This window comes from Hymenobacter sublimis (assembly GCF_023101345.1).
Taxonomy (GTDB): domain Bacteria; phylum Bacteroidota; class Bacteroidia; order Cytophagales; family Hymenobacteraceae; genus Hymenobacter; species Hymenobacter sublimis.
The window spans coordinates 1,643,983-1,669,778 of sequence record NZ_CP095848.1; the positions used below are offsets into that span (position 1 = coordinate 1,643,983).

The window sequence follows — 25,796 nt, forward strand, 5'->3', positions numbered from 1 at the left end:
CCTTGGCACTTGAACTACCTCCTCTCTTTTAATTTATGACGCACCCTTACGCTTCCCGGCTGGTGCTGGCGGCGGCCGTGGCGGGCCTAACGGCCTTCAGCGCCTGCAATTCCAACACCAAGCCCACCTCCGGCACGCCCGAAACCGTGGATGCCGACTTCGACCGGTACAAACAGCGCTTTATTGACTCCCTGTGGTACTACAACCCCGAGTGGGCCTCCGGCGCCGGCTACCACCGCTACGACTCACTACTGGTAATTCCCTCGGCGGGCCGCCGCCAGACGGAAGCCGCCGCCCTGGCCCGCCGGCGCAAGGAAATGGAAATCTTTAAGGTGGAGGATCTGTCAGTGAACAACCAGACCGACTACCGCCTGCTGCAGAACTACCTGGCCTCGGCCCGCTTCTACGCCGATACCCTGCGCGACTGGCAGTGGAACCCGGCGGGCTACAACCTGGGCTCCTCGGTGGCTGAAATCCTGAACGGGCGCTACCACCCCCTCGACCGCCGCCTGCGCGCCATCAGCACCAAAATCAGCCGCGCCGCCGACTACTACGAGGCCGCCAAGCAGAACATCCAAACGCCTACCCGCGAGCATACCAACCTAGCCATTCTGCAAACCCAGGGCGGGCTGGCCGTATTCGGGCCGGCCCTGCAAGATTCGGTGGCAAAGTCGGGGCTTTCGGCCCAGGAGAAAAAGGACTTACAGGGGCGCATTGCTACCACCCGCCTCGTGATGGAAGGCTACGTGCGCTTCCTGCAGCAGGAGGTGCTGCCGGCCGGCAAGTTCCGCTCTTTCCGCATCGGTAAGCCCCTGTTTGACCGCAAGTTTGCGCTGGATATTCAGTCCACGTATTCCGCCGACCAGGTGTACCGGAAGGCCCAGCAGCACCGCCAGGAACTCCTCCACGACATGGGCCGCCGGGCTACCCGTCTCTGGCCCAAGTACTTCCCCGGCCAAACTATGCCTACTGATTCGGTGGCTCTGATTAAGCAAGTCATCAGCAAGCTGTCGGAAAAGCACGCTACCCCCGCCGGTTTTGTGCAAGCCGTGAAAGACCAGATGCCTACCCTGGTGAAGTGGGTCGATGACCATAAGCTGCTGACCCAGGACCCCACCAAGCCCCTAGTGGTGCGCGAAACGCCCCTGTACATGCGCGGCAGCGGGGCGGGCGCCAGCATTTCGGCCCCCGGCCCCTACGATAAGGCCGCTAACACCTACTACAACGTGGAACCCCTCGACGGGCAGTCTGCGGCCCAGGCCGAAAGCTACCTGCGCGAGTACAATCAGTACACTCTCCAGATTCTGAACATCCACGAGGCTATTCCGGGTCACTACACCCAGTTGGTGTACGCCAACCGCTCGCCCTCGCTGGTAAAATCCATCTTCGGCAACGGGGCCATGATTGAGGGCTGGGCCGTGTACACCGAACGCATGATGCTGGAAAGCGGCTACGGTGGCAACACCGACGAAATTTGGCTGATGTGGGACAAGTGGAACATGCGCGTGACCCTGAACGCCATCCTCGACCACGAGGTACAGGCGGGCAGCATCACCGAGGCCCAAGCCGTGGCCCTGCTCCAGCGCGACGGATTTCAGGAGGAGGCCGAGGCCCGCAATAAGTGGCGCCGCGCTACCCTCAGCCAGGTGCAGCTAAGCAGCTACTTCACCGGCTCCACTGAAATCTATGATTTGCGCCAGGAGCTGAAAAAGCAGCAGGGCAAGAGCTTCGACCTAAAAGCCTTTCACGAGCAGTTCCTGAGCTACGGCAGCGCCCCCGTCAAGTACATCCGCCAGATGATGCTGGGCCACAACTAAGCCACCAGGTTTCCCGTTTTAAGACACGAAATCCGCTTTGGGAAGGAATTTTCCGGGGCGGATTTTTTGTCTGCCGGGAAGAGTAGGGTGATGTAAGCGCCCGAACCACCGGCTCACGTAGAATGCACCGTATGAAAGTTATTGACACCAACGACGAAGGACTGCGCACGCTCATTCACGACTACCCCCGGGTGCTGGCGAAATTCACCTCCGAAAACTGTTCCGTCTGCGACCTGCTGGCTCCCCCGTTCGAGCAGTTTTCCGTGGACGCGCGCTTTCTGTCCACGGTTTTTCTTCGTTTGGATGCCGATGAGAACCCCGTGGCCCGCAAGATGATGGATACCAAAGTAGCCCCGTTCTTTGTGTCCTACTGCCGGGGCCGGTTGATGGAGTGCGACACGCTGCGCACGGAGCAGGAAGTGCTGGAAATGCTCACCCAGCTGCAAAGCTGCACGGATGCCGTTGAGGTAGAAGAGTAGCGCGCCGGACACTTTTGGCCGCTTTGTCCGCAACCGGAACGGGTAGTTAGTGCGTCTGAATAGTGGAAAAAAGAGTTTCCTGGGTACCCAGTGCTCGAAACCGTCTTAAGCAGCCCGTCATACGAAGTATGTAGCGCATCGAGCCACATGCTTCGTATGACGGGCGCTTTTTGTATCTCCTCATTCTAATAAATAAGAGGTAGGAAGTGGGGGTGGGATGCTGAATGGGAGGCTCGTAGTTTCGCGGCTATGTTCTTTATCCTGTCAAAACTGCTTGATTTCCTTATTTCGCCCTTGGTATGGGTGGTAGTACTGTTGCTGCTGGCCGTTCTGCGGCGCCGCTCCACATGGGGGCAGCGGCTGCTGGGGCTGGGAGTTGCCCTGCTGTTAGTGCTCACCAACGGCGCCCTGGTCAATGAAGCCTTGCTGGCCTGGGAAATTCCGCCCGTGCGGCTAACCCAGCTGGGCCGCCACGATGCGGGCGTCCTGCTCACGGGCATCACCAAGGGCCGCAAGTCGCCCCACGACCGGGTGTACGTGGAGCAGGGCGCCGACCGACTACTGCATACCTTGTGGCTGTACCGGGCCGGGCGCATTCGCAACATCATCGTCTCGGGCGGGTCGGGGGCTTTGGGCGGCAGTAAACGGCGTTCAGAGGCGGAGGAGTTGGGCATTCTGCTGCGGCTGGCCGGCGTACCCCGGCAGCACATACTGCTGGAAACCCGCAGCCGCAACACCCGCGAAAACGCCCTCAATACCCGCGCCTTGCTACGTCAGCACCCAGAAATTAAGTCCATCGTGCTGATTACCTCCGCTTTTCACCAGCGCCGGGCCATGGGCTGCTTCCGTGAGGTAGGCCTGAATCCCGCCGTTTTCCCGGCTTCCTACTACTCCTCTGACCGGCAGGCCACGCTCACGTACTGGCTGATTCCCAGCGACGAGGCCCCGCGCCTGTGGGGTATTCTGCTGCATGAAATGGTGGGCTATGCGGTGTATCGGCTGCGGGGCTACGTGGCGTAGTCATAGCGGGCTGCGCGCGGCGGCTGGGTAGTTTAGGCCAATTGGCGGCGTGGGTCCCGTGCAGCGTACGGGCAAATCCTGGGGCTCAGACTAGCTCGGCGGCAGCGCGTGGGCACTGGCCGGGCCTTACGCTGAGTGCCACGGCGGCAACTCATTATAAAAACCGCGGTAGGCGCACCGCAGTACACCCCGTATGCAGCGGCAAGCAAGAACACCGAGCAAGGAATAACAAGCCCGTAAACCTTTTGGCTCCGAGCATGGTTGTTACGCCTTCGATTTGGTAGCACCACGAAAGCGCGGCACTGCGCCGCGGGTGAACACCTAGCGTCCGTCGGTGGGCTGGTCAACGGACCGGTTTCGCCCGCCGGCCCTCCCTATCCTTCCTGCTATGAACACTTCCCCGCTTGCCACCCTCACCCTGTCGGTGCTGGACTTGGCCGCTATTCTGGCCGGCTACACGCCCGCCGACACCTTCCGCAACAGCGTTGATCTGGCCCGCCACGCCGAGCGGTGGGGCTACCGGCGCTACTGGCTGGCCGAACACCACAACATGGCTAGCATTGCTTCCTCGGCTACGGCCATTCTGATTGGGCACGTAGCGGGCGGCACTGCTAGCATTCGGGTGGGCTCGGGCGGCATTATGCTACCGAACCACGCCCCGCTGGTGATTGCCGAGCAGTTTGGTACCCTAGCCTCGCTTTATCCCGGCCGTATCGACCTGGGCCTGGGTCGCGCCCCCGGTACCGACCAGCTTACGGCCCAAGCCCTGCGCCGCGACCAGCACACGGCCGCCAACGATTTTCCCCGCAACGTGCAGGAACTGCAAACCTACCTCTCGGCCGAAAACCGGGGTAGCCGAGTGCGGGCCGTGCCGGGCGAGGGGCTCGACATTCCGATTTGGCTGCTGGGCTCCAGCACCTACAGCGCCCAACTGGCGGCGCTGCTCGGCCTGCCGTTTGCCTTTGCCAGCCACTTTGCGCCTACCTATTTGCACGAGGCCCTGGGCTTGTACCGCCGCAACTTCCGGCCCTCCAGCCAACTTGCGGAACCGTACGCCATGGCCTGCGTGAACGTAATTGCGGCCGATACCGACGAGGAAGCTGAACGGCTGGCTACCTCGTTCTATGTGTTTGCCCTGGGCATCATCCGCGGCACCACGCTTCCCTTGCAGCCCCCATTGGACAGCATGGAAGGGTACTGGACCGACTACGAGGAAGCCGCCGTACGCCAGATGATGACCTACGTCTTCATCGGTGGCCCCGCTACCATCACTCGGAAACTAGAAGCCTTTGTGGCGCAAACCCAGGTGGCGGAGCTCATGGTCGTTTCGCACATCTACGACCACGCCGCCCGCCTGCGCTCCTACGAAATCCTGGCCGAGCTGAAAGGCAGCGCGCAACATGCCGAGCAAACGGCGGTAGCTCCCAGCCAAGTGCAGTAGCCTACCCCGCGTGTCCTTCCGAGTAGACCGAGGAGTCTGAGTTCCAGGTAAGAGGTTGACCCAGATTCCTTACTTCGCTCGGAAGAACACACCCGAGTTGGCCTCAATAAAGAACAAAACACAACGCCCCAACCAAGCGGTTGGGGCGTTGTGTTGAAAGCTAAGTTTGTAGTTGGTTAGTGCTGAATTACCAGGCGTTTATTGATGACTTCTTTCTCCGTTACAAGGCGCACCAGGTAGATGCCCTCGGCGTAGTCAGCGGCATTCCACTCCAAGGAAAGTCGCTGGCCCGCTGCCGATTGACCACTGCTGATGATTTTGACCAGCGTGCCTTTCAGATCATATATGGCCAGCGAATAGGTAGCATCCTGCCCTAGCGCCACTTCTAGGCTCACTCGGTCCTGGGCTGGGTTCGGGGAAAGGGTCAGGTCGGTGGTCATTAGGGTCGATGCGCTGCTAGCAACACCGGCCGTCGCGGGCCGGGCTGCCACCGCCGAGCAGCTCCCGAGCTTGTCGCCGTGGCTGAGGTGGGCCGCCACGGCATTGGCGCTGATTTCCAGTACCTGCCCTTGGTGGCACACCAGCACTTTATCCGAATGCTTAAGGCCGCGAGCATCAATTACGGTGATAGTCACGCTGGCGTCGGCGGTGCAGCCGGCCGCGTTGCGGGCCGTGACCGTGAAGGTGTAGCGACCAGGAGCAGTGGGCGTAAACACCACGCTAGCACCGGTGCTGGCGCTCAGGCCAGCGGCTGGGCTCCAGGTGTAGCTTGCCGCCGCGGCCGCGCTGGCTGTCAGTTGCACACGCTGAGCGCCGTAGCCCAGATAAATAGTTGTGGCCGGGCCGCCGGTTTGCACGCTAGAGGAAGGCTGCACGGCAACAGTAGGAGCCACCTGGGCGGGCAAGTCCAGTTTACCGTCGCAGTTGCGGTCCTGGCCGCACACGTCCTGAGCCGCGGGGTTGATGGCTGCATTCTGGTCGTTGCAGTCGCCGGCCCGCAGGGTGTAGCCAGCGGGAGTAGCGCAGGCCGTTACCGTAGGAGCCCCAGCATTTCCAAATCCGTCGCCGTCAGCATCCGCGTAGAAAACCAGGCCGGGGTGCACGGCGGCATTGTTGTCGTCGCAGTCTTGGTCGGCGGGGTAGCCGTCGTTGTCGGCGTCCGGAATAACGACGGTGATGGCCACGACAGCGGAGGTAGTGGATAGGTTTTTGTCGTCAAAAGCCTTGGCCGTGAGCGAGTAAGCGCCGGCGGATACGTTGTTCCAGGTAAAGCTAAACGGGGCCGTAGCATCGGAGCCGAGCAGGGTAGTGCCCTGGTAAAACTCTACTTTGCTAATGCTGCCATCGTTATCCGCGGCCGTAGCCGTGAGGGTAATGGTGGCCGGCGCCGAGAAGCTGGTAGCCGTGGGCAAAGTTAGGGCTACGGTAGGCGCCGCGTTAACGGGGGCTGCGCCGCAGCTGGCACCTACGGTGTACGCATGCGGGGTAGCGGCCGAGTTCCGCTCGAATCCGCCGGCGCCTACCTGGTAGGTGAAGTACACATTTAGGACGGTGCCGCTGGTTTGGTTCGGTACGGTGTAGGTGAAGTCGCCGGCCGAATTTTTGGTCATCAGATAGCCGGGCCCGTCCACGTACACTATGGCCAAGTTGCCGCCTGCCGTAGCACCCAACGGGTGGAAGGTGAAGGCCACGTTGCTACCGCTGGTTACGGCTTTCCAGCTGTAGTCGCCGTTGGCGGCCGTGCCGCAGTAGCCCTCGTTCCCGCCCGGAGTAGAGCCCCCCGTTACCGTTACGGCCACCGCCGCGGAGGTAGTGGATAGGCCCGCGTTGTCGAAGGCCTTGGCCGTGAGCGAGTACGTACCAGCTGCCGCTCCCGTCCAGGTGTAGCTATAGGGGCTGGTGGTGCTGGTACCCAGCAGGGTAGTGCCCTGATAGAACTCTACCTTGGTAATAGTGCCATCAGCATCGGCCGCCGTGGCCGTCAGGGTAATGGTAGCCGGGGCCGTAAAGCTAGCTGAAGCGGCCGGCGAAGTCAGGCTGACGGTAGGCGCCGCGGGGGCCGGCGTGCTACCGCAGGTAGTGCCCACGGTGTAGCTGTGGGGCGCAGCGGCGGAGTTCCGCTCGCCTGCGCCAGGTACGGCGTAAGTGAAGTAGAAGCTCAGGGCTTGGCCCGCCGTTTGGTTGGGCAAGGTGTACGTGAAATCACCGGCCGCATTCTTGGTCATGCCGTAACCGGGGCCGTTCACGTACAGAATAGCCAGGTTGCCGCCCGCTACGCTTCCCAGCGGGTGAAACGTGAAGTTTACGCTAGTGCCGGTTGTTGTTACGGCGTAGCTGTAGTCGCCGCTGGCAGCGGTGCCGCAGTAAGTAACGGGCGCTACTACCACGGGCTGGGTGTTGTAGTACACGTTGTCGAAGTAGAAGTCTGCCGCTGCGCCGGGGGCGTCGCCGGCAAACATCAGCGCCTGCTCCAAGGTCGCCCAGTCGAGGTTGCCGAACGCCCGCAGCGGAATAATCACTTCGTGCCACTGTCCGTCGCGCTGCAGGCCATACTGGGTAGCACCGGCCGGGAAATCAACCCAGCCTTCTGCCCCGCCAGTTTTCACCCCAAATTTGAATTGCCCGGCGTAGGTAGTCTTAAACTGAAACTTGAGGGAGCCATCCTTGAAAGCCGCCAGGTTCTTGATGTCGTTGGCAATGCCGAAGCCAAACCAGTTGCCGGCATTAGCGCGCAGGGCCAGTACGTTCGGCCCCTCGAAAGGGGTAGGGGAGGCAATGTTGCTGAGGTTGTTCCAGATATACAGATTAGCATCCTGACCCAGGGCCAGCTTGTCCGTAATCTGGGCGTTGTCCGTGTACACCCCGAAGTTGGGTCCCGCCATCACGTTGCTGCGGACCGTGACGCTCACTGGTGCCGAGGTAGCCGTGAGCTTGCCGTTGTCGGTTACTTTGGCGGTAAGCGAGTACGTGCCGGCCGCCACGCCGCTCCACGTGTACGTGTAGGGACTGGAGAAGTCAGTGCCCAGCAGAGTAGTGCCGTTGTAGAATTCCACCTTGTACACCGTGCCATCGGCATCCGTGGCATTGGCTTCCAGCGTGATGGTGGCGGGCGTAGTGAAGCTATTGGAAGCAGAAGGCGCAGTGAGGCTGACGGCCGGCGCCGCGTTGTTTGGGGCGGCCACAAACACGGTAACCGGAGCCGAGGTAGTCACGACCCCTTCGTTGTCCGTAGCCTTGGCCGTAAGCGTGTAGGTGCCCGGCATTACATTTTGCCAGGGCACGCTGTAGGGCGCCGTGGTAGCCGTGCCAATGAGGGTAAAACCGCTGTAGAATTCCACCTTCGTAACCGAGCCGTTGGCGTCGGCGGCGTTGGCCGTGAGGGTAGGGCTGGCCGGCGTGGTAAGCAGGGCCTCGTTGGCGGGCGAAGTCAGGCTGACGGTGGGAGCAGGGTTGGTGGCCACGCCCCCGCTGTAGTAGATGTTGTCGAAGTAAAAGTCGGCCTGGCTGCTAGCTGCGTCGCCGGCAAACATAAACGTCTGCGTTACTGAGCCTAGGTCGCCGTTGCCAAAAGCCGACATCGGCAGCACCACTTCGTGCCACTGCCCGTCGCGCACTAGCCCGTACTTGCTGCTGCCCGCCGGAAAATCAATCCAGCTTTCGCCAGCGCCCGACTTAAGCCCAACCTTAAATTGCCCGGCGTAGGTGGTCTTGAACTGGAACTTGAGGGAGCCATTGGCAAAGGCCGCCAGGTTCTTCACCTGGTTATCAACTCCAAAGCCAAACCAGTTGCCTGCGTTGGCGCGCAGGGCCAGCACTTCCTGGCCCTCGAAGGGGGTAGCGCCGGCAATGTTGGTGAGATTGTTCCAGAGGTAGAGGTTGGCGTCCTGCCCGTAGGCCAGGCGGTTGGTAATGGCCGAGTTTTCGGTGTAGATGCCAAAGTCGCCGGCAATGCTGTTGTTGGTGCCCAGGTACAGCTCGTCGCCGGGGCTCTGGTAGAGGCGGATGTAGTCGACCAGCATCTGGCCGGGTAGGGGGGCGGTAATGGCGTTCGGGTCGTAGATGCCGGTGTACTGCCCGCCCACGGCCAGGTTCAGCAGGATGTACTGCGCCTTGTGGAACTCCTCCAAATCAGCCGCCGCGGCCCGGGAAATATCAATGGCGTAGTACTCAGTGCCATCAATATACATCCGGATGAACTGGCTGTCCCAGCTCATGCGGTACACGTGGTAGTCGGCCGTCAGGTCAGTGGGGCTGTCGTAGTGGGTGTCGTAGGCGGCGTGGGAGTCGGCGTTTTCCCAGTGGGTGGCCCCGCCCAACCGGCGGTTGGTAAGCCCGGCCTGAATGGCAGCGGCCGAGCCCATTTCCATAATGTCCACTTCCCCACTAGCCGGCCAAGTGCCCGAGGCGCCCAGCATCCAGAAGGCCGGCCACAGCCCGTTTTGCAGGTTGGGTACCTTGATGCGGGCTTCCAGGGTGCCGTATTTAAACTGCACGCGGCCCAGAGTTTTCAAGCGGGCCGAGGTAAAGGCCTTGCCCTGATAGTTTTCGCGCCGGGCCTCAATAATAAGGTTGCCGCCCTCTACGCGGGCATTTTCGGGGCGGTTGGTGTACGTTTCCAACTCGCTGTTGCCCCAGCCGCACACGCCCTGGGCGCATCCGTCGCCCTGGTCGAAGGTCCACGTGCTGGGGTTAATGGTGGTGCCGTTGAAGTTTTCCTCCCAAACAAGCTGTTGCTGGGCCTGGGCGGGTAGCTGAGTTAGTAAACAGAGCCCGCCCAGCAAAGCCAAGCCTCGGGCACGGACTCGATGGACGTACTGGTAGAAAGTTCTTTTCATAACGGTGGGATTTGGAGAACAAAAAGGGTGAGGCAACAGGAGCGGAAGCCAGGGGTAATTGGCTGTAGTTCAGTAGGCAGATAGCACGGGTAGCCGGGAGGTCATCATTTCCTTGAGAAGCGAGCCACGCAAAAATGAGCGGTGGAAATGGGCCCGTGTGGTCTGGAAAATAATTCAACTAAGGCAGTGAATAATGCTAATGTATTTGCCTTTAGCGGCTATTTGCAAGCCTCGTTTCTTGCCTGCTCGCCTCATTTCTTTGCCTTATCCACAAGCCAATACACCTACGGCACAAGCAAAAATACCTGCCAGCCGGGCCGTGTTGGCTCCGGTGGCAGGTATGCCGCGCCACTGTTTGGCGCTTAAAAAACAAATGCTTCGGCCCGGATTTTTTACGCTTGTAGTCAGGGAAGAGAGCCACTATGTGTCGCTACCCCTCGGGTAGCTGCCTGCCTTACGCCGCAAGCGGCCGCGCTGGGGCCGGCTCCCGGTCCAGCGCGCTGATCTGGGCCCGGTAGGCGGCTGGCAGTAAGCTGGTTTTCACCCATTTGCTTACGGCCAAGTGCTGCGTGCGACGGTAAATGGGCACAACGGGCTCCAGCCAAGAGCGCCGACCCAACCGCAGCAACCCCCGAACTGGCGCGGGTACTACCAGCGCCTGCCCCTGTAGCAGCAGTTGGTACCGGAGTGGGCCCAAGTGCTTGCGGTACTGAGCGTACAGGTTGGTGGTGAAAGGACTATGCGCTAAGTCCTGACTGAGGTGCTGTTCCCGGTCCAGGAGCCAGGCGGCGTACGTAGCCGGTAGCTCCGGAATGCCCATGCGCTGTCCTACCCGGCAGAACACAGCACAGACTTCGGCTTTTTCCGGCTCTGATAAGGGGCGCTCCAAGAGCTCAAAGGCGCGAATGGAGTAGTCAATAAGCATGTACAGTACGTCGCGGTAGGCCCAGGCCGGAATGCGCTGCCCCCGCTTAGCTTCCACGGCGGCGTGAATGGCCGCAATGGTGTCGATGGCCCGCTCGGCTTCGTGGCGCTCGGCAAACACAATCTGCCGGGCGTATTCTACCGTCGAGAACAGACGGCCCAGCGGATCGGCGGGCAGGCGGCCCGTGAAATACAGCCAGTCGACTGCCTTGTTCACGGCAAACTCGGCGGCCGCCCCCGCAAAAATGAACAGCACCGTATCAGCCTTTCCCCAAATGGTGCGCACCACCGATTCTTGGTCTACGAAATATTCCATGTTTTCCTTTCTTCCACGATGAAACGCACCGGCTCCGCCACCGGTGCCCATTACGATGTAAGTAGTATTGCAAATTACTTTGAAATGCAAAGTAAATACTAATTTTGGTTTTCGTTGACTTTACCGGCTTAGGTGGCATGAAAAGAAATAGAATCTGGTATGCCGTGTTAGGCCTGCTAACCATAGGATTAGGTCTGGCCTCCCGCCAATTCGCCCCTCTACTGCCGGCCTGGATAGGAGCCTATGCCGGCGACGCACTGTGGGCGCTGCTAGTGTTCTGGCTGGTTGGCTTCGGCTGGCCGCGGTGGGGTAGTAGTCAGGTTGCGGCCGTGGCCCTGGGCTTTGCCTTTTGCATAGAATGCAGTCAGCTCTACCACGTGTCCTGGCTGGATGCCTTGCGCCACACCCGGCCCGGCCGCCTCGTGCTGGGCCAGGGCTTCCTGTGGAGCGACTTGCTCTGCTACACGCTCGGGGTGTTAATAGGGGTAGGGCTGGAGCAAATTTGGCTGCGCCCAGCACGCCTCAGCTCCCTTCGCAATCCACGCACAAAGCCAGAGACATTTTGATTGTACTACCTCAAAAACGGTGTCCTTCCGAGCGGGGCGAGGAATCTAGATTAGGCTCTTGCGTGCATCCCAGATTCCTCGCTCCGCTCGGAAGGACACCGTTTTCTGTTGGCGGATTATTGCCGGCAGCCGGCAGGTACTGGCCTGGCTATTCTACTTTCTTTTGAGCCTCCGGTTTGGTTTCCTTAGCCACCCAAATGGATTTCTGATTGACAAACTCCCGGATGCCGAGGTGGGAAAGCTCCCGGCCGTAACCCGACTTCTTCACGCCCCCAAACGGCATTTCCGGCGACGATTTCACCATGCTGTTTACGAACACCGCCCCGGCCTCCACGCGCCGCGCCAGCTCCTCGCCGCGCCTGACGTCGCAGGTCCAGACGGAGCCACCGAGGCCGAAGCGGGAATCGTTGGCAAGTCGGATGGCGTCGTCAGCATCTTTGGCTTCCAGAACAATGGCTACGGGGCCGAAAAACTCCTCTTCATACGCGCGTTGGCCGGGCTTTACGTTGGTCAGGATTACGGGCCGAAACAGGGCGGTGCCGGGTTTGCTCTGCCCCCCAAACAGCTCCACTTTCGCGCCTTGCTTCACGGAGTCTTCAACTTGCTGGGTAAGCTCGTCGGCCAGGTCGGGGCGGGCCAGGGGGCCGTACTGCGTGGCCTCGTCGAGTGGGTCGCCGGGGCGGAAGTTCAGCAGGTGGGTTTTCATCTTCGCCACGAATTCCTTGAGCACCGGCTTCTCTATAATAAAGCGCTTGGCGGCAATGCAGCTTTGGCCGGCGTTAATCATGCGGGCCTGGGCGGCGGTTTTGGCGGCCAGCTCCAGGTCGGCGTCGGCCAGCACAATAAAGGCGTCGGAGCCACCTAGCTCCAGCACCGTCTTCTTGATTTCGCGACCGGCGGTGGCGGCCACCTGCGCCCCGGCCGGCTCCGAACCGGTAAGCGTCACGGCCTTCACCCGATTATCTTCAATGAGCTTGCCTACTACATCGGAGCCGATGAGCAGGGCCCGGAAGGCAGCGGGCGGAAAGCCAGCATCATGGAAAATTTGTTCCAGAGCGAGGGCGCACTGAGGCACGTTGGAGGCGTGCTTAAGCAAGCCCACGTTGCCCGCCATCAGGGCCGGCGCGGCAAAGCGCACGACCTGCCAGAACGGAAAATTCCAGGGCATCACGGCCAGCACTACCCCAATGGGCTCGTGGGCAATAAAGCTGCGCTGGGCCTCGGTCTTGATTTCTTCGTCGGCTAGAAAGTGCTCGGCGTGCTCGGCGTAGTAGTCGCAGGTGAGGGCGCACTTCTGCACCTCGGCGCGGCCATCCACTACGGGCTTGCCCATTTCCAAGGCCATGAGGCGGGCCAGCTCGTCCTGTCGCTCACGCAGCAGCGCGGCCGCGCGGCGCATCAGGCCGGCTCGGTGCGCAAACGAGGTAGTGCGCCACTCTCCGAAGGCCCGGTGCGCCTGGGCCAGAATACGTTCGGTTTTGCTCCAGCTGAACGCCCGGAACCGGCGCTCTACGCGGCCAGTGTACGGGTTGAAAGATTCAATTGCCATAAAGGGGTAGCGGTGGAGGTAGGGCCGGCGAAAAAGGAAGGCCTATTAAGAAGAAATAAACAAGTAAACCGCTTCCGTGGTTAACCTCGGCTGTGGTAACTTCGGCTAGTTAAGGGCCGTAGCAAGATGTTCAGGTGCGTGGATTGCACTTTTTAGGTGCCTGCGTGTCGAAATGTAAGTTTATCCAGTACTTTCGTTTCATCCGCGGGGCTGGCATTGCTACGCCGCCCTGTTTCCATTAGTTGCTGCCCGTGTCTGTTCCTACTTCTGAGTCAGCTGCCCTCGAAACTGAAGTTCTGCTCGTGCAACGCCTGCGCGACCGGGACGAAGGGGCCATGACCATCTTCTACGACAAGTACTCCGCAGCTTTGTTCGGTGTGATTATGCGCATCGTCAAGAAAGAAGAAATTGCGGAGGATGTTTTGCAGGAGGCCATGGTCAAAATCTGGCACTCATTTCCTTCCTACGACGCCGAAAAAGGGCGTTTGTTTACCTGGGTGATGAATGTGTGCCGAAATTTAGCCATCGACAAAATCCGCTCCCGACAGTACCGCGTAGGTAGTCGTACGCAGCCAATCGAAGAAAGTGCAGCGCTGCGCCAGGCCGCCGAACCCTCGTTCCGGCCTGAGCACATTGGCTTGCAGGAAATGACGCGCCAGCTGAATCCGGAGCAGCGGCAAATCGTGGACCTGCTTTATTTCGGCGGATTTACGCAAAGCGAAGTGGCAGAAGAACTCAACCTCCCGCTCGGTACGGTGAAAACCCGCGCCCGGGCGGCCATCAAAGTACTTTCTAAATTGATTCGGTAATCGTGAACATCCAGGAATATATCGAATCTGGCATCCTTGAGGAGTACGCCCTGGGCGTACTCAACGAGGTCGAGCGCGCCGAAGTCGAGCGCATCGCACGGAAGCATCCGGAGATAAACCGGGAGCTGAAAACAGTTATTGCGAGCTTGGATGCCTACGCCGAAGCCCACGCCCTGGTCCCACCCACCGACATGCGGGAACGGGTATTGGCGGGCTGGCAGCAAGCCATTCAAGCCGCGGAGCAAACCCCCAGCCTTCCTGCTTCGGACGGCAGCTCGACGCCGCCCCGGATGGTCGCTTCGGCCCCCGCCGCGGCGCCAGCTGCTACCCCCGCTCGGGAAGCTGTAGTTCGGCAAATGCCGGTTGAAACTGCCAGCGGCAGCCGTACGCGGTGGCTGATTGCAGCTTCGGTGGCCCTGTTGGTACTGAGTGCCTTAGGTAACTTTTTGCTGTACAACCGCCTGCGCGAAACGGAAGCCAATCTGGAAGTAGCCCAAACAGAACAATCGCGCTATGCGGCTACCCAGAAAGCGGCCCTGAACGAGCGGGACCAGCAGCTTTCTGTTCTGCGTAACCAGGCCTTCCGCACCGTGGACCTGAAGGGTACGCCGAAGGCTCCAGATGCTCTGGCTCGCGTGTACTACAACCCGCAAACCAAAGCAGTGTACGTGGATGTCCGCAACCTGCCCGCACCACCAACTGGCAAGCAGTACCAGCTCTGGGCCCTCGACAACGGCAAGCCCGTTGACGCCGGGGTACTAGCCAGCACCACGGCCAGCGGCGACAGCATCCAACAGATGAAGGACATAGCCAGCGCCCAAGCCTTTGCCATGACGGTGGAGGATGAAGGCGGGGTAGCCTCGCCCACCCTGAGCACCATGACCGTAATCGGCAACCTGTAGCGGCAACGCGAGGGTAGAAGAAGGAGCAGGCGGCGTAAGCTGTCTGCTCCTTCTGCTGTTCAGGGCTGGCAGATAACTGGTTTTCGGCTATCTTCCGGTTCTAACCCCAGTTACCCAACCCGTGCACGGAACCATCTTTACGCTTCTCAAGCGCTACGTCCAGACCCAGTACGACCATAGTACCTGGATTCAGCTGCTGGAAAATTCGGGGCTGACGGCTACCGATTTCGACCACAAGCATGTGTACCCCGATGAGCATATGTACCAGTTGGTAGGCCAGGCCGCCGAGATGACCGGGCTGTCGGCGGATGAACTGCACGAAAAGTTTGGCGAGTACTTGGTGCCGGACCTGATGTACATGTATCAACGGTTGGTGCAGCCCGGCTGGAACACGCTCGACATGATTGAGCACACCGAAAACACCATGCACCGGCAGGTGCGGAGCGAGCATGCTGAAAACGCCCCGCCCGTGCTGCACGTCACCCGCATTAGCCCCGACGAGTTGTTTATTGACTACGTGTCGAAGCGGCGGATGGGGGCGCTGGCTGTAGGTATCGTACGCGGCCTGGCCACGTACTTCGATGAAGCTGACATTATCAAAGTGGAGCCCACTACCAATGAAAACGGCGAAGAAGTGCGCATTCGGGTACGACGGATAAAACCTGCGGCCTAGTTAAACGCTTACTAGCTAACGCTGCCAGTTGAGTGTGTTGGGTAGCCGCCCGCCCAGCTACTCCGCTCCGCGGGAATCAGTTTACTTTCTACTTCTTTCACCATATGTTAAACATCTGAATATGAGCACGTACTACAATCCTGCGGATCTGGCCAAGTTTGGTAACATCACGGAGTGGCAGTCGGAAATGGGAAACAAGTTCTTCGCCTACTACGCTGAGGTGTTCAAGGACGGAGCCCTAACCGAGCGGGAAAAATCCCTGATTGCGCTGGCCGTAGCCCACGCCGTGCAGTGCCCTTACTGCATTGATGCCTACACTTCCGACTCCCTGCAGAAAGGCGCTGACGAGGCCCAGATGATGGAAGCCGTACACGTAGCTGCCGCCATCAAGGGTGGGGCCGCGCTGGTGCACGGCGTGCAGATGATGAACAAAGCCAAGGAGTTAAGCATGTAGTCAGCTGCCCTTGGGACGTGTTGCTTATAGGAGCAGCGAACTACCCCGTTGGCTTACGAGTTAATAGCGCATGATTAAGTCCCTGCTGGCCCGGCACGCCCCCTTGGCCGATACGGCCTACCAGCTTACCGTCCTGACCCAGGCCGAGGCGGAAGGCGCGCATCTGCCGTCTTTCGCCCACAAGCTGCAACAGAGCGGCTTGCTACCCTTGCTGCCTACTGGCCTGAGTGTCATGCAGATCAACGTGGGCAAGATGTGCAACCAAGTCTGTAAGCACTGCCACGTAGATGCCGGTCCCGACCGCACCGAAATCATGACCCGGGCCACCATGCAGCTCTGCCTTGATGCCCTGGCCCGTACCGACATTGCTACCGTGGACCTGACCGGCGGTGCCCCGGAGATGAACCCGGATTTCCGCTGGCTGGTGGAACAGATTTCGGCGCTGGGGCGAGACATCATTGTGCGCTGCAACCTGACCATTATCGTGGCCAACAAGAAGTACCACGACCTGCCCGAGTTCTTCGCCCGGCATCGGGTGCGGGTGGTGTCGTCGCTGCCTCACTTTTCGGCCGGCCGCACCGATGCCCAGCGGGGGGAAGGCGTGTTTGAGCGTTCTATCCGGGCCCTGCAAATGCTGAATGCCGTCGGCTACGGCCAGGAAGGCTCGGGCCTGAGCTTGGACTTGGTGTACAACCCCGCCGGAGCCTTTATGCCGGGTAGCCAGGCAGGCCTGGAGCGGGAGTTCAAGCAGCGCCTGGGGCGGGAGTACGGTATTGTGTTCAATAACTTGCTGACCATCACCAATCTACCCGTTAGCCGTTTCCTGGAGTACTTGCTGGAAAGCGGCAACTATGAGGGCTACATGGACAAGCTGGTGGCGGCCTACAACCCAGTGGCCGCCGCTAACGTCATGTGCCGTTCTACCCTCAGCATTGGCTGGGACGGGCAGCTCTACGACTGTGACTTCAACCAGATGCTGGACCTGACCGTAGCCAGCCCGGTGCAGCACATCCGGGACTTTGATGAGGCCTTGCTCAACGCACGGGCCATCGTTATTAACCAGCACTGCTACGGCTGCACCGCCGGCGCCGGCTCGAGTTGCGGCGGCGCAACCACCTAATAATCAGCCTCGCTCAGCGGAGCTTGTTTTCCATCGACTAGTGGTTGCTCCTCGGCTTTGGCTGAAGGGGAGTTAGCCACCATGCCAACGAGTTGCCTCCGGGCGCACAGAAACGCACATGAAACGAGGCTCCAGCCTGCTTTTAGGATTTCTGGCCGCTGCGCTAACTGCCTGCGGTCAGCAGACCGGCTCCACTACTTCCGCCTCTACCTCTACCATGACGGCTTACGACCACATGCTGCGCCTGCTCTACAAACAGACGGTGCCCGTGGTGCAGCCCGCCGCCTTGGCTGCTAGCCTGCAGCGCAGCCCCGCCGCCGTCGTGCTCCTGGACGCTCGTACCCCGGCCGAATACCGGGTAAGCCACTTGAAAGGAGCACGGTTCGTAGATTTTGACCATTTCCGTGACACCGATTTGCGGCAGCTGCCGCGCACCCAACCCATAGTGGTGTATTGCACCGTTGGAGCCCGGAGTGAGCAGGTAGGGGCGTGGCTGCGGGAGCGGGGCTTTCAGGATGTGCGCAATTTGTACGGCGGTATTTTTCAGTGGGTTAACGATGGCTATGGGGTAGTAAATGCGCAGGGTCCCACTACCAATGTGCACCCCTATTCTGTAATGTGGCGCCCCTGGCTGAAGCAAGGCAACCCGGTCTATGAATAACGATTTCGTGGCTCCTCCGGCACTTAACCACTTGATTGTCTTTGCCCGCCTGCCCGAAATGGGGCGCGTGAAAACGCGGCTCGCGGCGGACATCGGGGCCGAACTAGCCTTGAGCATTTACCGCCAACTGCTGGCCCACACCCGGGCCGTGGTGGCTCCGCTGCCGGTGCATAAAACCGTGTGGCTGGCCGAAGCCGGCCCCGCCGCCGATCTGACTGATGAATGGCCAGGCTACGAGCAGCTGGCCCAGCCCCCAGGCGACCTGGGTGAGAAAATGCAGGCGGCTTTTGCCCACGACTTTGATCGGCAAGCTGCCGCCGTGGTCATCATTGGGACGGACTGCCCGGGCCTGACTACCGCCCACCTGACAAATGCTTTTGAGGCCTTACGCACCCACGATGTAGTGCTCGGGCCCGCCACCGATGGGGGCTACTACCTGCTGGGAATGAAGCAACTGTGGCCGAGCTTGTTCACGGGCAAAAGCTGGAGCACCGATACTGTGTGCTCCGCTACGGTAGCCGACGCGCAGCAACTAGGCCTGCGCCTTCAGCTACTTTCTGAGCTGAGCGACATTGATACCGGAGCTGATCTGCGCGCCTGGGAAACCAGCACGGGGAAAACATTTGGGCAGGGTTTGCGCGTACTGTAGCGCATTCCTGAGCTAGTGTTTTCCTGCATGCGTATAGTTGCCGTAGTAGTGGGCGGCGCCCTGGGCGCTGGTCTGCTGTCCTGTTCCCCTGATTCCGGTAGCAAACCGGCGGCTTCCGTGGCTGCCCTGGAAGTTGCAACCGAAAACCCGCTGACCCGGCGGGGTGGCCCCCTGCGCCAGCAATGGGCCATGGATCGGCTGTGGGAAGATGGCAAGGCGGAGGTGGCTACCTACGAGGCGGAGCGGGTAGTGTACGGGGAGGCGCGCCGGTTTGAATACACGCTTATCACGGTAAAGGAAGAATTCAGCCAGCAGTACAATGTCAAGACCGACGACCGGCAGCGCAAGGACGTGTTTCCGGTGATGAAGGTGAATCAGTTCTGTACCATTCCTACGGAGCAGTATCCCTACCACTTCCTGACTTCCCTGTTCTTTCGGCGCGACCAGCCGGCCCAGCTTCACAAGCTCACGACCTCCTCGCAGGAGTGGTGCGGCAACACGTTTAAGACCATCCTGGATGACGGGATGCAGTACGTGCAAACCTATAACTCTTACTGGGACGGTCAGGGGGTAGGGCAGCGCCAGCTGCGGCGGGTGGTGCTGTTCGAAGATGCCCTGCCTTACACACTACGCAGTCTGCGCTTTGAAACCCTTCCCACCTTCAAGGCCGATGTGTACGAGCTGCAGCAAACCAACCAGGCCACGCCGCCGGTGCTCTACCCCGCCCATATCCGCACGGAAGACGTCCTAACGGCGGACACGTCCGAGCCTGCCTGGCGGGTGACCGTCACGCTGACCAATCAAAAGCGAAATGTGTATTGGTTTGGCAAACAGTACCCCAACGTGCTGCTGCGTCAAACCACCTGGGATGGCCGAACCCTTCAGCTCAAGCAAGTACGCCGTTATGTGTACTGGCCCGTGGCACTGGCCGCCGCTACCGCCCCTGATAGTGCAGCCGCTATGCCTGCCGCGGCTGCGCGCTAAACCGGCCCTGCCAGCCATCGGCGGCTAGTACTGCCAGCAGCAGACCGTATTCCAGAGCCACTAGCCCCAGGTTCTCAGTATATGCTGGGGTGCGGTAGGCGGCGTAGGACAGCACGGCTAGTCCCGACCACGCCACGGGGTAGCGCAGGCGGGTGAATACCCCCAGGGCTACCAGCGGCGTGATGTACCACGGATGCACCGTAGTGGCCAGCAGAAAGTACAGCGTCAGGAGCAGGAGTAGAGTGCGGGGGAGGCTTACCCAAGTGGGCTGCCGCTCGCGTAAGGCCAGTACCAGGCTACCCAAGGCCGTAGTGCAAGCCAGCGCCGGCCCAATGCGAGCAATATCGTTGTAGCCCTTGTACCACTGGCCCGCGGCCCGCAGTAGGTAATACACGCTGGCATTGAACTCGAAGGAGCGAAAGTACAGCGTAAGACTGCGCCCGATATTGCGAAACAGCTCGACGGAGAGAAAGGGTGCAAACAGCACCAGCAGCCCAACTCCCAGCGCTGCCAGGAAGCCTAGCAGTTGCCCCCGACCCAGACGGCGCACCAGCAAGGGCAGCACCAACAGAGGTAGTAGTTTGGTGGCAACAGCCAGCGCCAGTGCCCCGCCTGCCCGCGCCAGCTGGCCGCGGGTAGCCAGCCAGAGCATAAGCAGCAGAAAGCTGATAACCAGCGCCTCAAAGTGCAGATTACCAGTTAGCTCTATTAGCACGAGGGGATTGAGCAAGTACCACAAAGCCCGCTGCTCCGGCAAGTTAAACCGCCGCAGCAGGGCCAGTAGCAGCAGGGCGGTGCTCAGTTCGGCCCCAATAATGAGCACCCGCAAGACCACCACGAACCCCAGCGCCGAGGTCGGTAACAGGCTCGCCGCCGCCCCAAACGCCGCCTGACAGACCGGCGGGTACACTGAGTAGTAATGCGGGGAGTTAAGCCGTGGATACAGCTCGGCCACCAGTTGGGCCGGGAGGGGCCCCGCGGGCGTCAGCAACTCATCGGGCCGGAACTGATACGGATTGACGCCGTGCGTAACTAGTAGGCCGTCCCACCGAAAGCGGTGGTAATCGTCGGAGAGGGTAGGCAGGGCCGGCAGCCAGAGTAGGCGCAACAGCAGTGCCGCCACTAAGCCTTGGCGCAGCGGCAGCCCGGCGCGCATCATCCAGCCGTACAACCCAAACGCCGCAATCAGCACCCCCAGCAGCTGCCCAAACTCCGGCCTTGGCGTGGCGTAGGCCAGCACTCCGTATAGTAGGGCGCTACTGCCCAGCAGCAGAATACGAACGGCGGGTTTCATGCAATTGGGTAGAACAGACAGGTGGCGTAGAAGTGGTAGTTGTTTCCACTTCTAAAGCTAGGCGGCGTGCCGCAAGGAGTAGTAAAATACCAGGCCGTAGCCCGTGGCAAGAAGCATATGGGTAGGTAGCAGCCCGAATTCACGCAGATACACGCCCGCTCCTATTCCGACCAGAAAGTACAGGCACAACAGGCCTTCCAGGAGGGTCAGGCCGCTGCGCAGGCGGCTGGTACGGTAGCGGCGGCCGCGCCAAGCCCCCGGCTGCTGCATCAGCCCCAGCTTGGGCGTGCGAATAAACGCGGTGCGCTGCCCCAGCAACCCGAGCAGGACCGCCCGGGAGTTATGCAAGGACAAGCCCATGGAAAACGCCAGAAACAAAAGCAGTTGCCCCATAAAGCCAGGCCGGGGCGCTGGCCGGTCGAGGGCTGCCCGCTGCCAAGCCGTACGGAAATAGAAAACCAGCGGAACGAGCACTACCAGAAAGCCCGTGGCCATCTGGAAGGCCGGCTCCAACTGCGGCACCCGGGCCCGCATAAACACTAGCGGCACACTCAGCACGGCCATCAACAGAATAGCCAGAAACACGGTGCTGTTCAATAAATGGAAGGTGGCCTGCAAGCGGGTGACCAAGGACTGCTTTGAGCGCCAAACAGCGCCTAAATGCTTACGAGCCGTTTCGGCGCCGCCCTTGGTCCAGCGGAACTGCTGCGACTTCAGGGCGTCCATAGTGGCGGGCAGCTCCGCTGGGGCCGCAACTTGCGGCAGGTAGCGGAAGTGCCAGCCCCGTAGCTGGGCCCGGTAGCTCAAGTCGAGGTCCTCCGTCAGAGTGTCGGCGTGCCAGTTGCCGGCGTCCTCAATGCAGGCGCGCCGCCATACTCCCCCAGTGCCATTGAAATTCAGGAAGTGCCCGCCCTGCTGCCGGCCTACCTGCTCCACGTAAAAATGGGCGTTCAGGGCAAATGCTTGCAGGGAAGTCAATAGGGAGTACTCCTCGTTGAGGTGGCCCCAGCGAGTTTGCACTACCCCAGTACGGGTATCTCGCGCCTCATCAAGGTAGAAATGAGGTACTACCTGCTCTAAAAAATCAGGCTGCGGCACGAAGTCGGCGTCAAATATGGCAATTAGCTCCCCCTCCGTGCGCGTAAGGCCGTAGGCAAGGGCCCCAGCCTTGAAGCCCGTGCGGGTAGCCCGGCGCACATGGTCGATGTGCACACCCTGGGCGCGGTAGTGCGCTACCCGGGCGGCAACTAGCGCTACGGTTTCGTCGGTAGAATCATCGAGAACTTGCAGGTGCAGGCGCCCAGCGGGGTAGCGCAGGGCCGCGCAGGCATCGAGCAGGCGTTCGGCCACAAATACCTCGTTATAAAGGGGGAGCTGCACCGTTACCAGCGGCCATTCGGCCGGGGTAAGTGGGGGTAGGCCGGGAGCAGCATAGGCCCGGCGGGCCAGCCGAGTAAGCTGCCACTGGCTCACGCTAAAGCCCAGCAGCAGCAGCAGGCAAAGCCCGTACAACCCAATCAGCAACAGTTGTAAAGCAGGTAGCAAGCAGCCAGGGAAAAGAAAAAGAGGAAAGGAAACGGTGAGGCAGCACTGGCGCAAAACGGCCTGAAGGCTGGAGGCCGGGTTACAGGTACCGGAAAATAGTCCACAGGATTTTATAGCCCGCCCCCAGCGTCCCCTTCACCGTCCCGGATACCTTACTTACGCCAATCCGCCGCCGGTAGCGCACGGGCACCTCCGTGCAGCGGAGCCCCAGTTTGGCCGCCTTCAGCTGCATTTCTACCGTCCAGCCGTACGTGGTATCCTGCATGCCGATGCGAAGCAGAGCCTCGCGCCGTACCGCCCGAAACGGCCCCAGATCGGTGAACTGGGCTCCGTAGAGGTAGTGCAGTAGGGTAGTAGCCAGCCAGTTACCGAACAGTTGCTGGGGTAGCATGGAGCCGGCCTCCCGCTGGCCCAGGGCCCGGGAGCCAATCACTAAATCGGCTTCCTGCCGCAGTAGCGGGGCCACCAGCGCCGTCATATCGGCGGGGTAATCGGAATAGTCGCCGTCCAGAAACACAATGATATCTGGTTGCTCGGCCGGGGGGCGGCCGTAGCAGCGGGCCATGCCAGCCAGGCAGGCGTGGCCGTAGCCGGGGCGGGGCTCGCGCAGCACGGTAGCCCCGGCCGCGGCGGCTACCGGGCCGGTCTGGTCGCGGGAGTTATTGTCCACCACAATTACTTCGCGCACCAGCCCCGCCGGAATTTCGGCCAGTACCCGGGCAATGGACTGTTCTTCGTTGTAAGCAGGAATAATAACGTCGATGACGGCCAGCGGCAGAGGGGCAACAGACATGGGTGGGGCAGGGTTGAGCCTGCAAAGATGCGCAAGTGTCCCGCTTCCGGCCTCACCACCCGCTCACTACCCGTCAGCAGCCCCTGAACTTCGGGCTTCACTGGCGGCTAGCGCCCCTGTGGGCGCCTACCCCCGGCCCCGGAACAATGGCCCCCAATGCTGAGTTAGCCGTATACTTCGGCTTTACCCGTGTTTCTATGCTCCAGATTGGCGACCAAGCCCCCGATTTTACCCTCCGGACCACCACCGGCGACACCTTTCGCCTCCGCGACCAGCGTGGGCAGCGCAGCGTAGTGCTGTACTTCTACCCCAAAGATGATACGCCCGGCTGCACCGCCGAAGCCTGCTCCTTCCGCGACCAGTACCAGGATTTTCAGGACCTGGGGGCGGAAGTTGTGGGCGTGAGTTCCGATAGTGAAGCCTCCCACCAAAAGTTTACCCAGAAGCACCGTTTGCCTTTCCCCTTGCTGGCCGATGCCGGCGGGCAGGTGCGCAAGCTCTACGAGGTGCCCCGGGCCCTGCTAGGGCTGCTACCTGGGCGCGTAACCTTTGTAATCGACAAGCAGGGAGTTATTCAATATATTTTTAATTCCATGAGCCGGGCCACCGACCATGTAGCCCAGGCCCGGGAAGTTCTGCGAAAACTTGACGGTAGTCACTAGGGTCGAGCTTCCCGATTAGCTACTTTTGCTTCTCTCCGTACTGTTGAGCTTTGGCCCGTAGGCAGTACAAGCGAATCTTCTTTCGTGGCGCGGCCTAGCCGGGCAAAGGCTTGGCCGGGTGTCTCTTAAGGCAGGGCAGGCGGGAAGAAGCCGGCGAAACCGGAATTATAGTTGCGTATCGTAGTTTAGTATGCCCAGTTTGTTTCAAGAAGTGTTTGAGCGCGCCCGGCGGGAAAAGCGGCTGTTAGGAGTGCGTAGTAGCCAAGGCGACCCGTCCCGCTTTTCGGTGGGCTACGTGCTAAGCTACTCCGAGGAGGTAGTGGTGCTGCGCATCATCAACCGCGACGGTATGCCCACGGCCATTCAGTCCTTTAACCTGCTGGATGTTTTTCAGCTCGATTTCGATGATCAGTACACCCGTCACGTCGAATTCAAGGCCGATAACCTGGATAAAGTATACGCAGGGCTGAAGTCGCCGGCTTTTCTGGAGCAGGAAGACCTGACGGTGCCCCTGCTACTGGAACGGGCCCACCAAGCCGGGCAACTAGTAAATGTGTACACCCACCTGAGCATGGATTACTACGGCTACGTGCGCCAGCTTACCCAGGAGCACGTACTCATGGAATGCTTCACTGAGTATGGCCTGCCCGATGGACTGGTGGTGTTTCGCATCGAGGACGTGCGCAACTTTATCTGGAGCAACGAGGACACCCGCGTGCTGGAGCTGCGCCTAAAGCAACGCGGCCCCCTGGGAGCCTAGTAAGCGGCAGCGTAACCTCCGGGCCGAAAAGATGGTTGGAAGAAGCTACCGCTTCACTTTCGTTTTCCTGGCTCATGTTGCGTTTTCTTTCTTACTGCCTGTTGTTGCTCGTGTGCGTTACCACTTCCGCCGCGGCTCAAACTACTGCCCCTAGCAGCCTCAACGCTACCCTCGACGGCTACGACTATCCTTTTCCTGTCCGCTACCTGCCGCTGACGATTGAAGGGCAGCGCCTGCGCATGGCCTACATGGACGTGGCCGCTACTGGTAAGGCGAATGGGCGTACGGTAGTACTGCTGCACGGCAAGAACTTTTTTGGGGCCTACTGGCGCGAAACCATCAAAGCTTTACGGGAGGCCGGGTTTCGGGTGGTGGTGCCGGACCAGGTAGGCTTTGGCAAATCAGATAAGCCCGACATTCATTATTCCTTTCATCAATTGGCCCTGAACACCCGGCGCCTGCTCGATACGTTGGGCGTGCGGCAGGTAGTGGTGGTAGGCCACAGCATGGGCGGCATGCTAGCCACTCGTTTTGCCCTGCAGTACCCGCAGCTCACGGAGCGGCTGGTGCTGGAAAACCCCATTGGGCTGGAAGATTACCGCCTGGGTGTACCCTATCAAACCATCGCTCAGGCCGAGGCCACGGAGCGCAAAAGCACCGAGGAGAGCATCCGGAAGTACCACGCCACTTACTACCCCCACGGCTACCCCAAAGCCCACGACGAGTGGCTGCTACCCCTAGCGGCCCAAACCCGCCACCCCGATTTTCCGCGGGTAGCCCGCGCCAACGCCCTGACCTTCGACATGATTTATCAGCAGCCCGTGAACTACGAGTTCAGCCTGGTGCAGGTGCCTACACTGCTTATTATCGGGCAAGACGACCGTACAGTGGTGGGCAAGGGCCTGCTTAAGGACTCTGCCGTGCTGGCCCGTATGGGGCAATACCCGGAGTTAGGCCGCCGAACGGCCGCCCAAGTCAAAGGGGCCAAGCTAGTGCCGCTAACTGGGGTAGGCCACATCCCGCACCTGGAAGCCACACCGCAATTTCTGGCGGCACTGTTAGGGTTTGTGCGGTAGGCAGCGCACCAGGTCTAGGCTACCACCGCTGTGTAGCTTGCAACCTTATGCGTTAAGTATGGATCTAATTGCTGGATAATGATACAGTTATGCAAAATATTCTGATCCTCTGCTTAGGTGGACTGGCGTTTTCAGCCTCAGCTCAAACGTCTCCTATAACTGCTCCTAAGGAAAACACCCGCCCCAAAGTAGGAGCGAATCAGCCACCCACTCGCTTGTCGTACGGCCGCAGGCTAGATAGTAAAGCACTGTTGCAGAAGCGCTTGCAAAGCGGCGTTTCCGGAACGGCGCCAGAGAGTTACCACACCCAGCCCCACGCCATGCGGGTAGTAGCACCTGATACGGCTGGTCGAAAAATCAACCGCATGCAACTGCCTGCTCCCACTACGCAAAACGGGGTAGTGCCCTTGCCGCTCCAACGGAAAGTAGAGTAAAAGGGCAACAGCTTCTTCCCGTGAAAAAGCAGC

The 25,796-nt window shown here is 60.4% G+C and carries 23 protein-coding genes; 17 read left to right on the top strand and 6 right to left on the bottom strand.

All coding sequences use genetic code 11. The annotated features are described in order from the left end of the window. The first annotated feature begins 35 nt into the window (after positions 1–35). The 4 genes from MWH26_RS06935 to MWH26_RS06950 all read left to right on the top strand — a co-directional run bounded on the left by MWH26_RS06935 (position 36) and on the right by MWH26_RS06950 (position 4,757). The gene (locus tag MWH26_RS06935) at positions 36–1,817 is read left to right on the top strand and encodes a DUF885 domain-containing protein (protein ID WP_247976625.1); all 1,782 of its coding nucleotides are present in this window, start codon (positions 36–38) and stop codon (positions 1,815–1,817) included. A gap of 131 nt (positions 1,818–1,948) precedes the next feature. Next, on the top strand, positions 1,949–2,296 hold the full coding sequence (locus tag MWH26_RS06940) for a thioredoxin family protein (protein WP_247976626.1): 348 nt from the start codon (positions 1,949–1,951) through the stop codon (positions 2,294–2,296). Between the two features lie 249 nt (positions 2,297–2,545). Continuing rightward, entirely contained in the window at positions 2,546–3,316 is a 771-nt protein-coding gene (locus MWH26_RS06945) for a YdcF family protein (RefSeq protein WP_247976627.1), read from the top strand. Positions 3,317–3,704: 388 nt separating this feature from the next. Beyond that, a complete protein-coding gene (locus tag MWH26_RS06950; protein ID WP_247976628.1) occupies positions 3,705–4,757 on the top strand; it encodes an LLM class flavin-dependent oxidoreductase in 1,053 nt (350 codons plus the stop codon). A 176-nt stretch (positions 4,758–4,933) separates the two neighbouring features. On the opposite strand, the gene MWH26_RS06955 is transcribed toward MWH26_RS06950, so the two are convergent. Together MWH26_RS06955 and MWH26_RS06960 are read right to left on the bottom strand one after the other, a co-directional pair. Continuing rightward, positions 4,934–9,592, bottom strand: coding sequence for an Ig-like domain-containing protein (locus MWH26_RS06955; RefSeq protein ID WP_247976629.1), 4,659 nt, complete (start codon positions 9,590–9,592; stop codon positions 4,934–4,936). A 454-nt stretch (positions 9,593–10,046) separates the two neighbouring features. Continuing rightward, positions 10,047–10,832: an oxygenase MpaB family protein gene (locus tag MWH26_RS06960; RefSeq protein WP_247976630.1), complete on the bottom strand. Its 786-nt coding sequence runs from the start codon at positions 10,830–10,832 to the stop codon at positions 10,047–10,049. Positions 10,833–10,969: 137 nt separating this feature from the next. On the opposite strand from MWH26_RS06960, the gene MWH26_RS06965 reads away from it, so the two are divergent. Then, positions 10,970–11,398 carry a ribosomal maturation YjgA family protein gene (locus tag MWH26_RS06965; protein ID WP_247976631.1) on the top strand — a complete coding sequence of 143 codons (429 nt, stop codon included), beginning with the start codon at positions 10,970–10,972 and terminating at the stop codon, positions 11,396–11,398. A 148-nt stretch (positions 11,399–11,546) separates the two neighbouring features. Here the strand turns inward: MWH26_RS06965 and MWH26_RS06970 are convergent, their stop codons facing one another. Further along, positions 11,547–12,947 (bottom strand): NAD-dependent succinate-semialdehyde dehydrogenase, encoded by a 1,401-nt coding sequence (locus tag MWH26_RS06970; RefSeq protein WP_247976632.1) that lies wholly within the window; start codon positions 12,945–12,947, stop codon positions 11,547–11,549. Between the two features lie 251 nt (positions 12,948–13,198). Here MWH26_RS06970 and MWH26_RS06975 point away from each other — a divergent pair, with 251 nt between their 5' ends. From MWH26_RS06975 to MWH26_RS07010, 8 genes are all read left to right on the top strand, one after another. Further along, positions 13,199–13,756, top strand: a complete 558-nt coding sequence (locus MWH26_RS06975; protein WP_244695879.1) for an RNA polymerase sigma factor — start codon at positions 13,199–13,201, stop codon at positions 13,754–13,756. 2 nt (positions 13,757–13,758) lie between these two features. Then, entirely contained in the window at positions 13,759–14,658 is a 900-nt protein-coding gene (locus tag MWH26_RS06980; RefSeq protein ID WP_247976633.1) for an anti-sigma factor, read from the top strand. Positions 14,659–14,779: 121 nt separating this feature from the next. Next, a complete protein-coding gene (locus MWH26_RS06985) occupies positions 14,780–15,331 on the top strand; it encodes a heme NO-binding domain-containing protein (RefSeq protein WP_244695881.1) in 552 nt (183 codons plus the stop codon). A gap of 121 nt (positions 15,332–15,452) precedes the next feature. Further along, on the top strand, positions 15,453–15,785 hold the full coding sequence (locus tag MWH26_RS06990; protein ID WP_244695882.1) for an arsenosugar biosynthesis-associated peroxidase-like protein: 333 nt from the start codon (positions 15,453–15,455) through the stop codon (positions 15,783–15,785). A gap of 73 nt (positions 15,786–15,858) precedes the next feature. Beyond that, complete coding sequence (arsS, locus tag MWH26_RS06995) at positions 15,859–16,905, top strand: arsenosugar biosynthesis radical SAM (seleno)protein ArsS (protein WP_247977070.1); 1,047 nt, start codon at positions 15,859–15,861, stop codon at positions 16,903–16,905. A 118-nt stretch (positions 16,906–17,023) separates the two neighbouring features. Next, positions 17,024–17,566, top strand: coding sequence for a rhodanese-like domain-containing protein (locus MWH26_RS07000; protein WP_247976634.1), 543 nt, complete (start codon positions 17,024–17,026; stop codon positions 17,564–17,566). Further along, positions 17,559–18,215 (top strand): TIGR04282 family arsenosugar biosynthesis glycosyltransferase, encoded by a 657-nt coding sequence (locus MWH26_RS07005; protein ID WP_247976635.1) that lies wholly within the window; start codon positions 17,559–17,561, stop codon positions 18,213–18,215. Before MWH26_RS07000 ends, MWH26_RS07005 begins: the two co-directional genes overlap by 8 nt. 27 nt (positions 18,216–18,242) lie before the next feature. After that, positions 18,243–19,199, top strand: a complete 957-nt coding sequence (locus MWH26_RS07010) for a hypothetical protein (protein ID WP_247976636.1) — start codon at positions 18,243–18,245, stop codon at positions 19,197–19,199. Here MWH26_RS07010 and MWH26_RS07015 read toward each other — a convergent pair. The 3 genes from MWH26_RS07015 to MWH26_RS07025 all read right to left on the bottom strand — a co-directional run bounded on the left by MWH26_RS07015 (position 19,174) and on the right by MWH26_RS07025 (position 22,831). Further along, the gene (locus MWH26_RS07015) at positions 19,174–20,493 is read right to left on the bottom strand and encodes an MptA/MptB family glycosyltransferase (protein ID WP_247976637.1); all 1,320 of its coding nucleotides are present in this window, start codon (positions 20,491–20,493) and stop codon (positions 19,174–19,176) included. The genes MWH26_RS07010 and MWH26_RS07015 overlap by 26 nt on opposite strands. Before the next feature lie 57 nt (positions 20,494–20,550). Further along, entirely contained in the window at positions 20,551–22,038 is a 1,488-nt protein-coding gene (locus MWH26_RS07020) for a cellulose synthase family protein (protein WP_247976638.1), read from the bottom strand. Positions 22,039–22,117: 79 nt separating this feature from the next. Further along, on the bottom strand, positions 22,118–22,831 hold the full coding sequence (locus tag MWH26_RS07025; RefSeq protein ID WP_247976639.1) for a glycosyltransferase family 2 protein: 714 nt from the start codon (positions 22,829–22,831) through the stop codon (positions 22,118–22,120). A gap of 35 nt (positions 22,832–22,866) precedes the next feature. On the opposite strand from MWH26_RS07025, the gene MWH26_RS07030 reads away from it, so the two are divergent. The 4 genes from MWH26_RS07030 (at position 22,867) to MWH26_RS07045 (ending at position 25,763) form a co-directional block, all read left to right on the top strand. Continuing rightward, positions 22,867–23,493, top strand: a complete 627-nt coding sequence (locus MWH26_RS07030) for a peroxiredoxin (RefSeq protein WP_247976640.1) — start codon at positions 22,867–22,869, stop codon at positions 23,491–23,493. A gap of 190 nt (positions 23,494–23,683) precedes the next feature. After that, the gene (locus MWH26_RS07035; protein ID WP_247976641.1) at positions 23,684–24,253 is read left to right on the top strand and encodes a hypothetical protein; all 570 of its coding nucleotides are present in this window, start codon (positions 23,684–23,686) and stop codon (positions 24,251–24,253) included. Between the two features lie 74 nt (positions 24,254–24,327). Then, a complete protein-coding gene (locus MWH26_RS07040) occupies positions 24,328–25,329 on the top strand; it encodes an alpha/beta fold hydrolase (protein WP_247976642.1) in 1,002 nt (333 codons plus the stop codon). Between the two features lie 89 nt (positions 25,330–25,418). Continuing rightward, positions 25,419–25,763, top strand: a complete 345-nt coding sequence (locus tag MWH26_RS07045; protein WP_247976643.1) for a hypothetical protein — start codon at positions 25,419–25,421, stop codon at positions 25,761–25,763. The last annotated feature ends 33 nt before the right edge of the window (positions 25,764–25,796 follow it).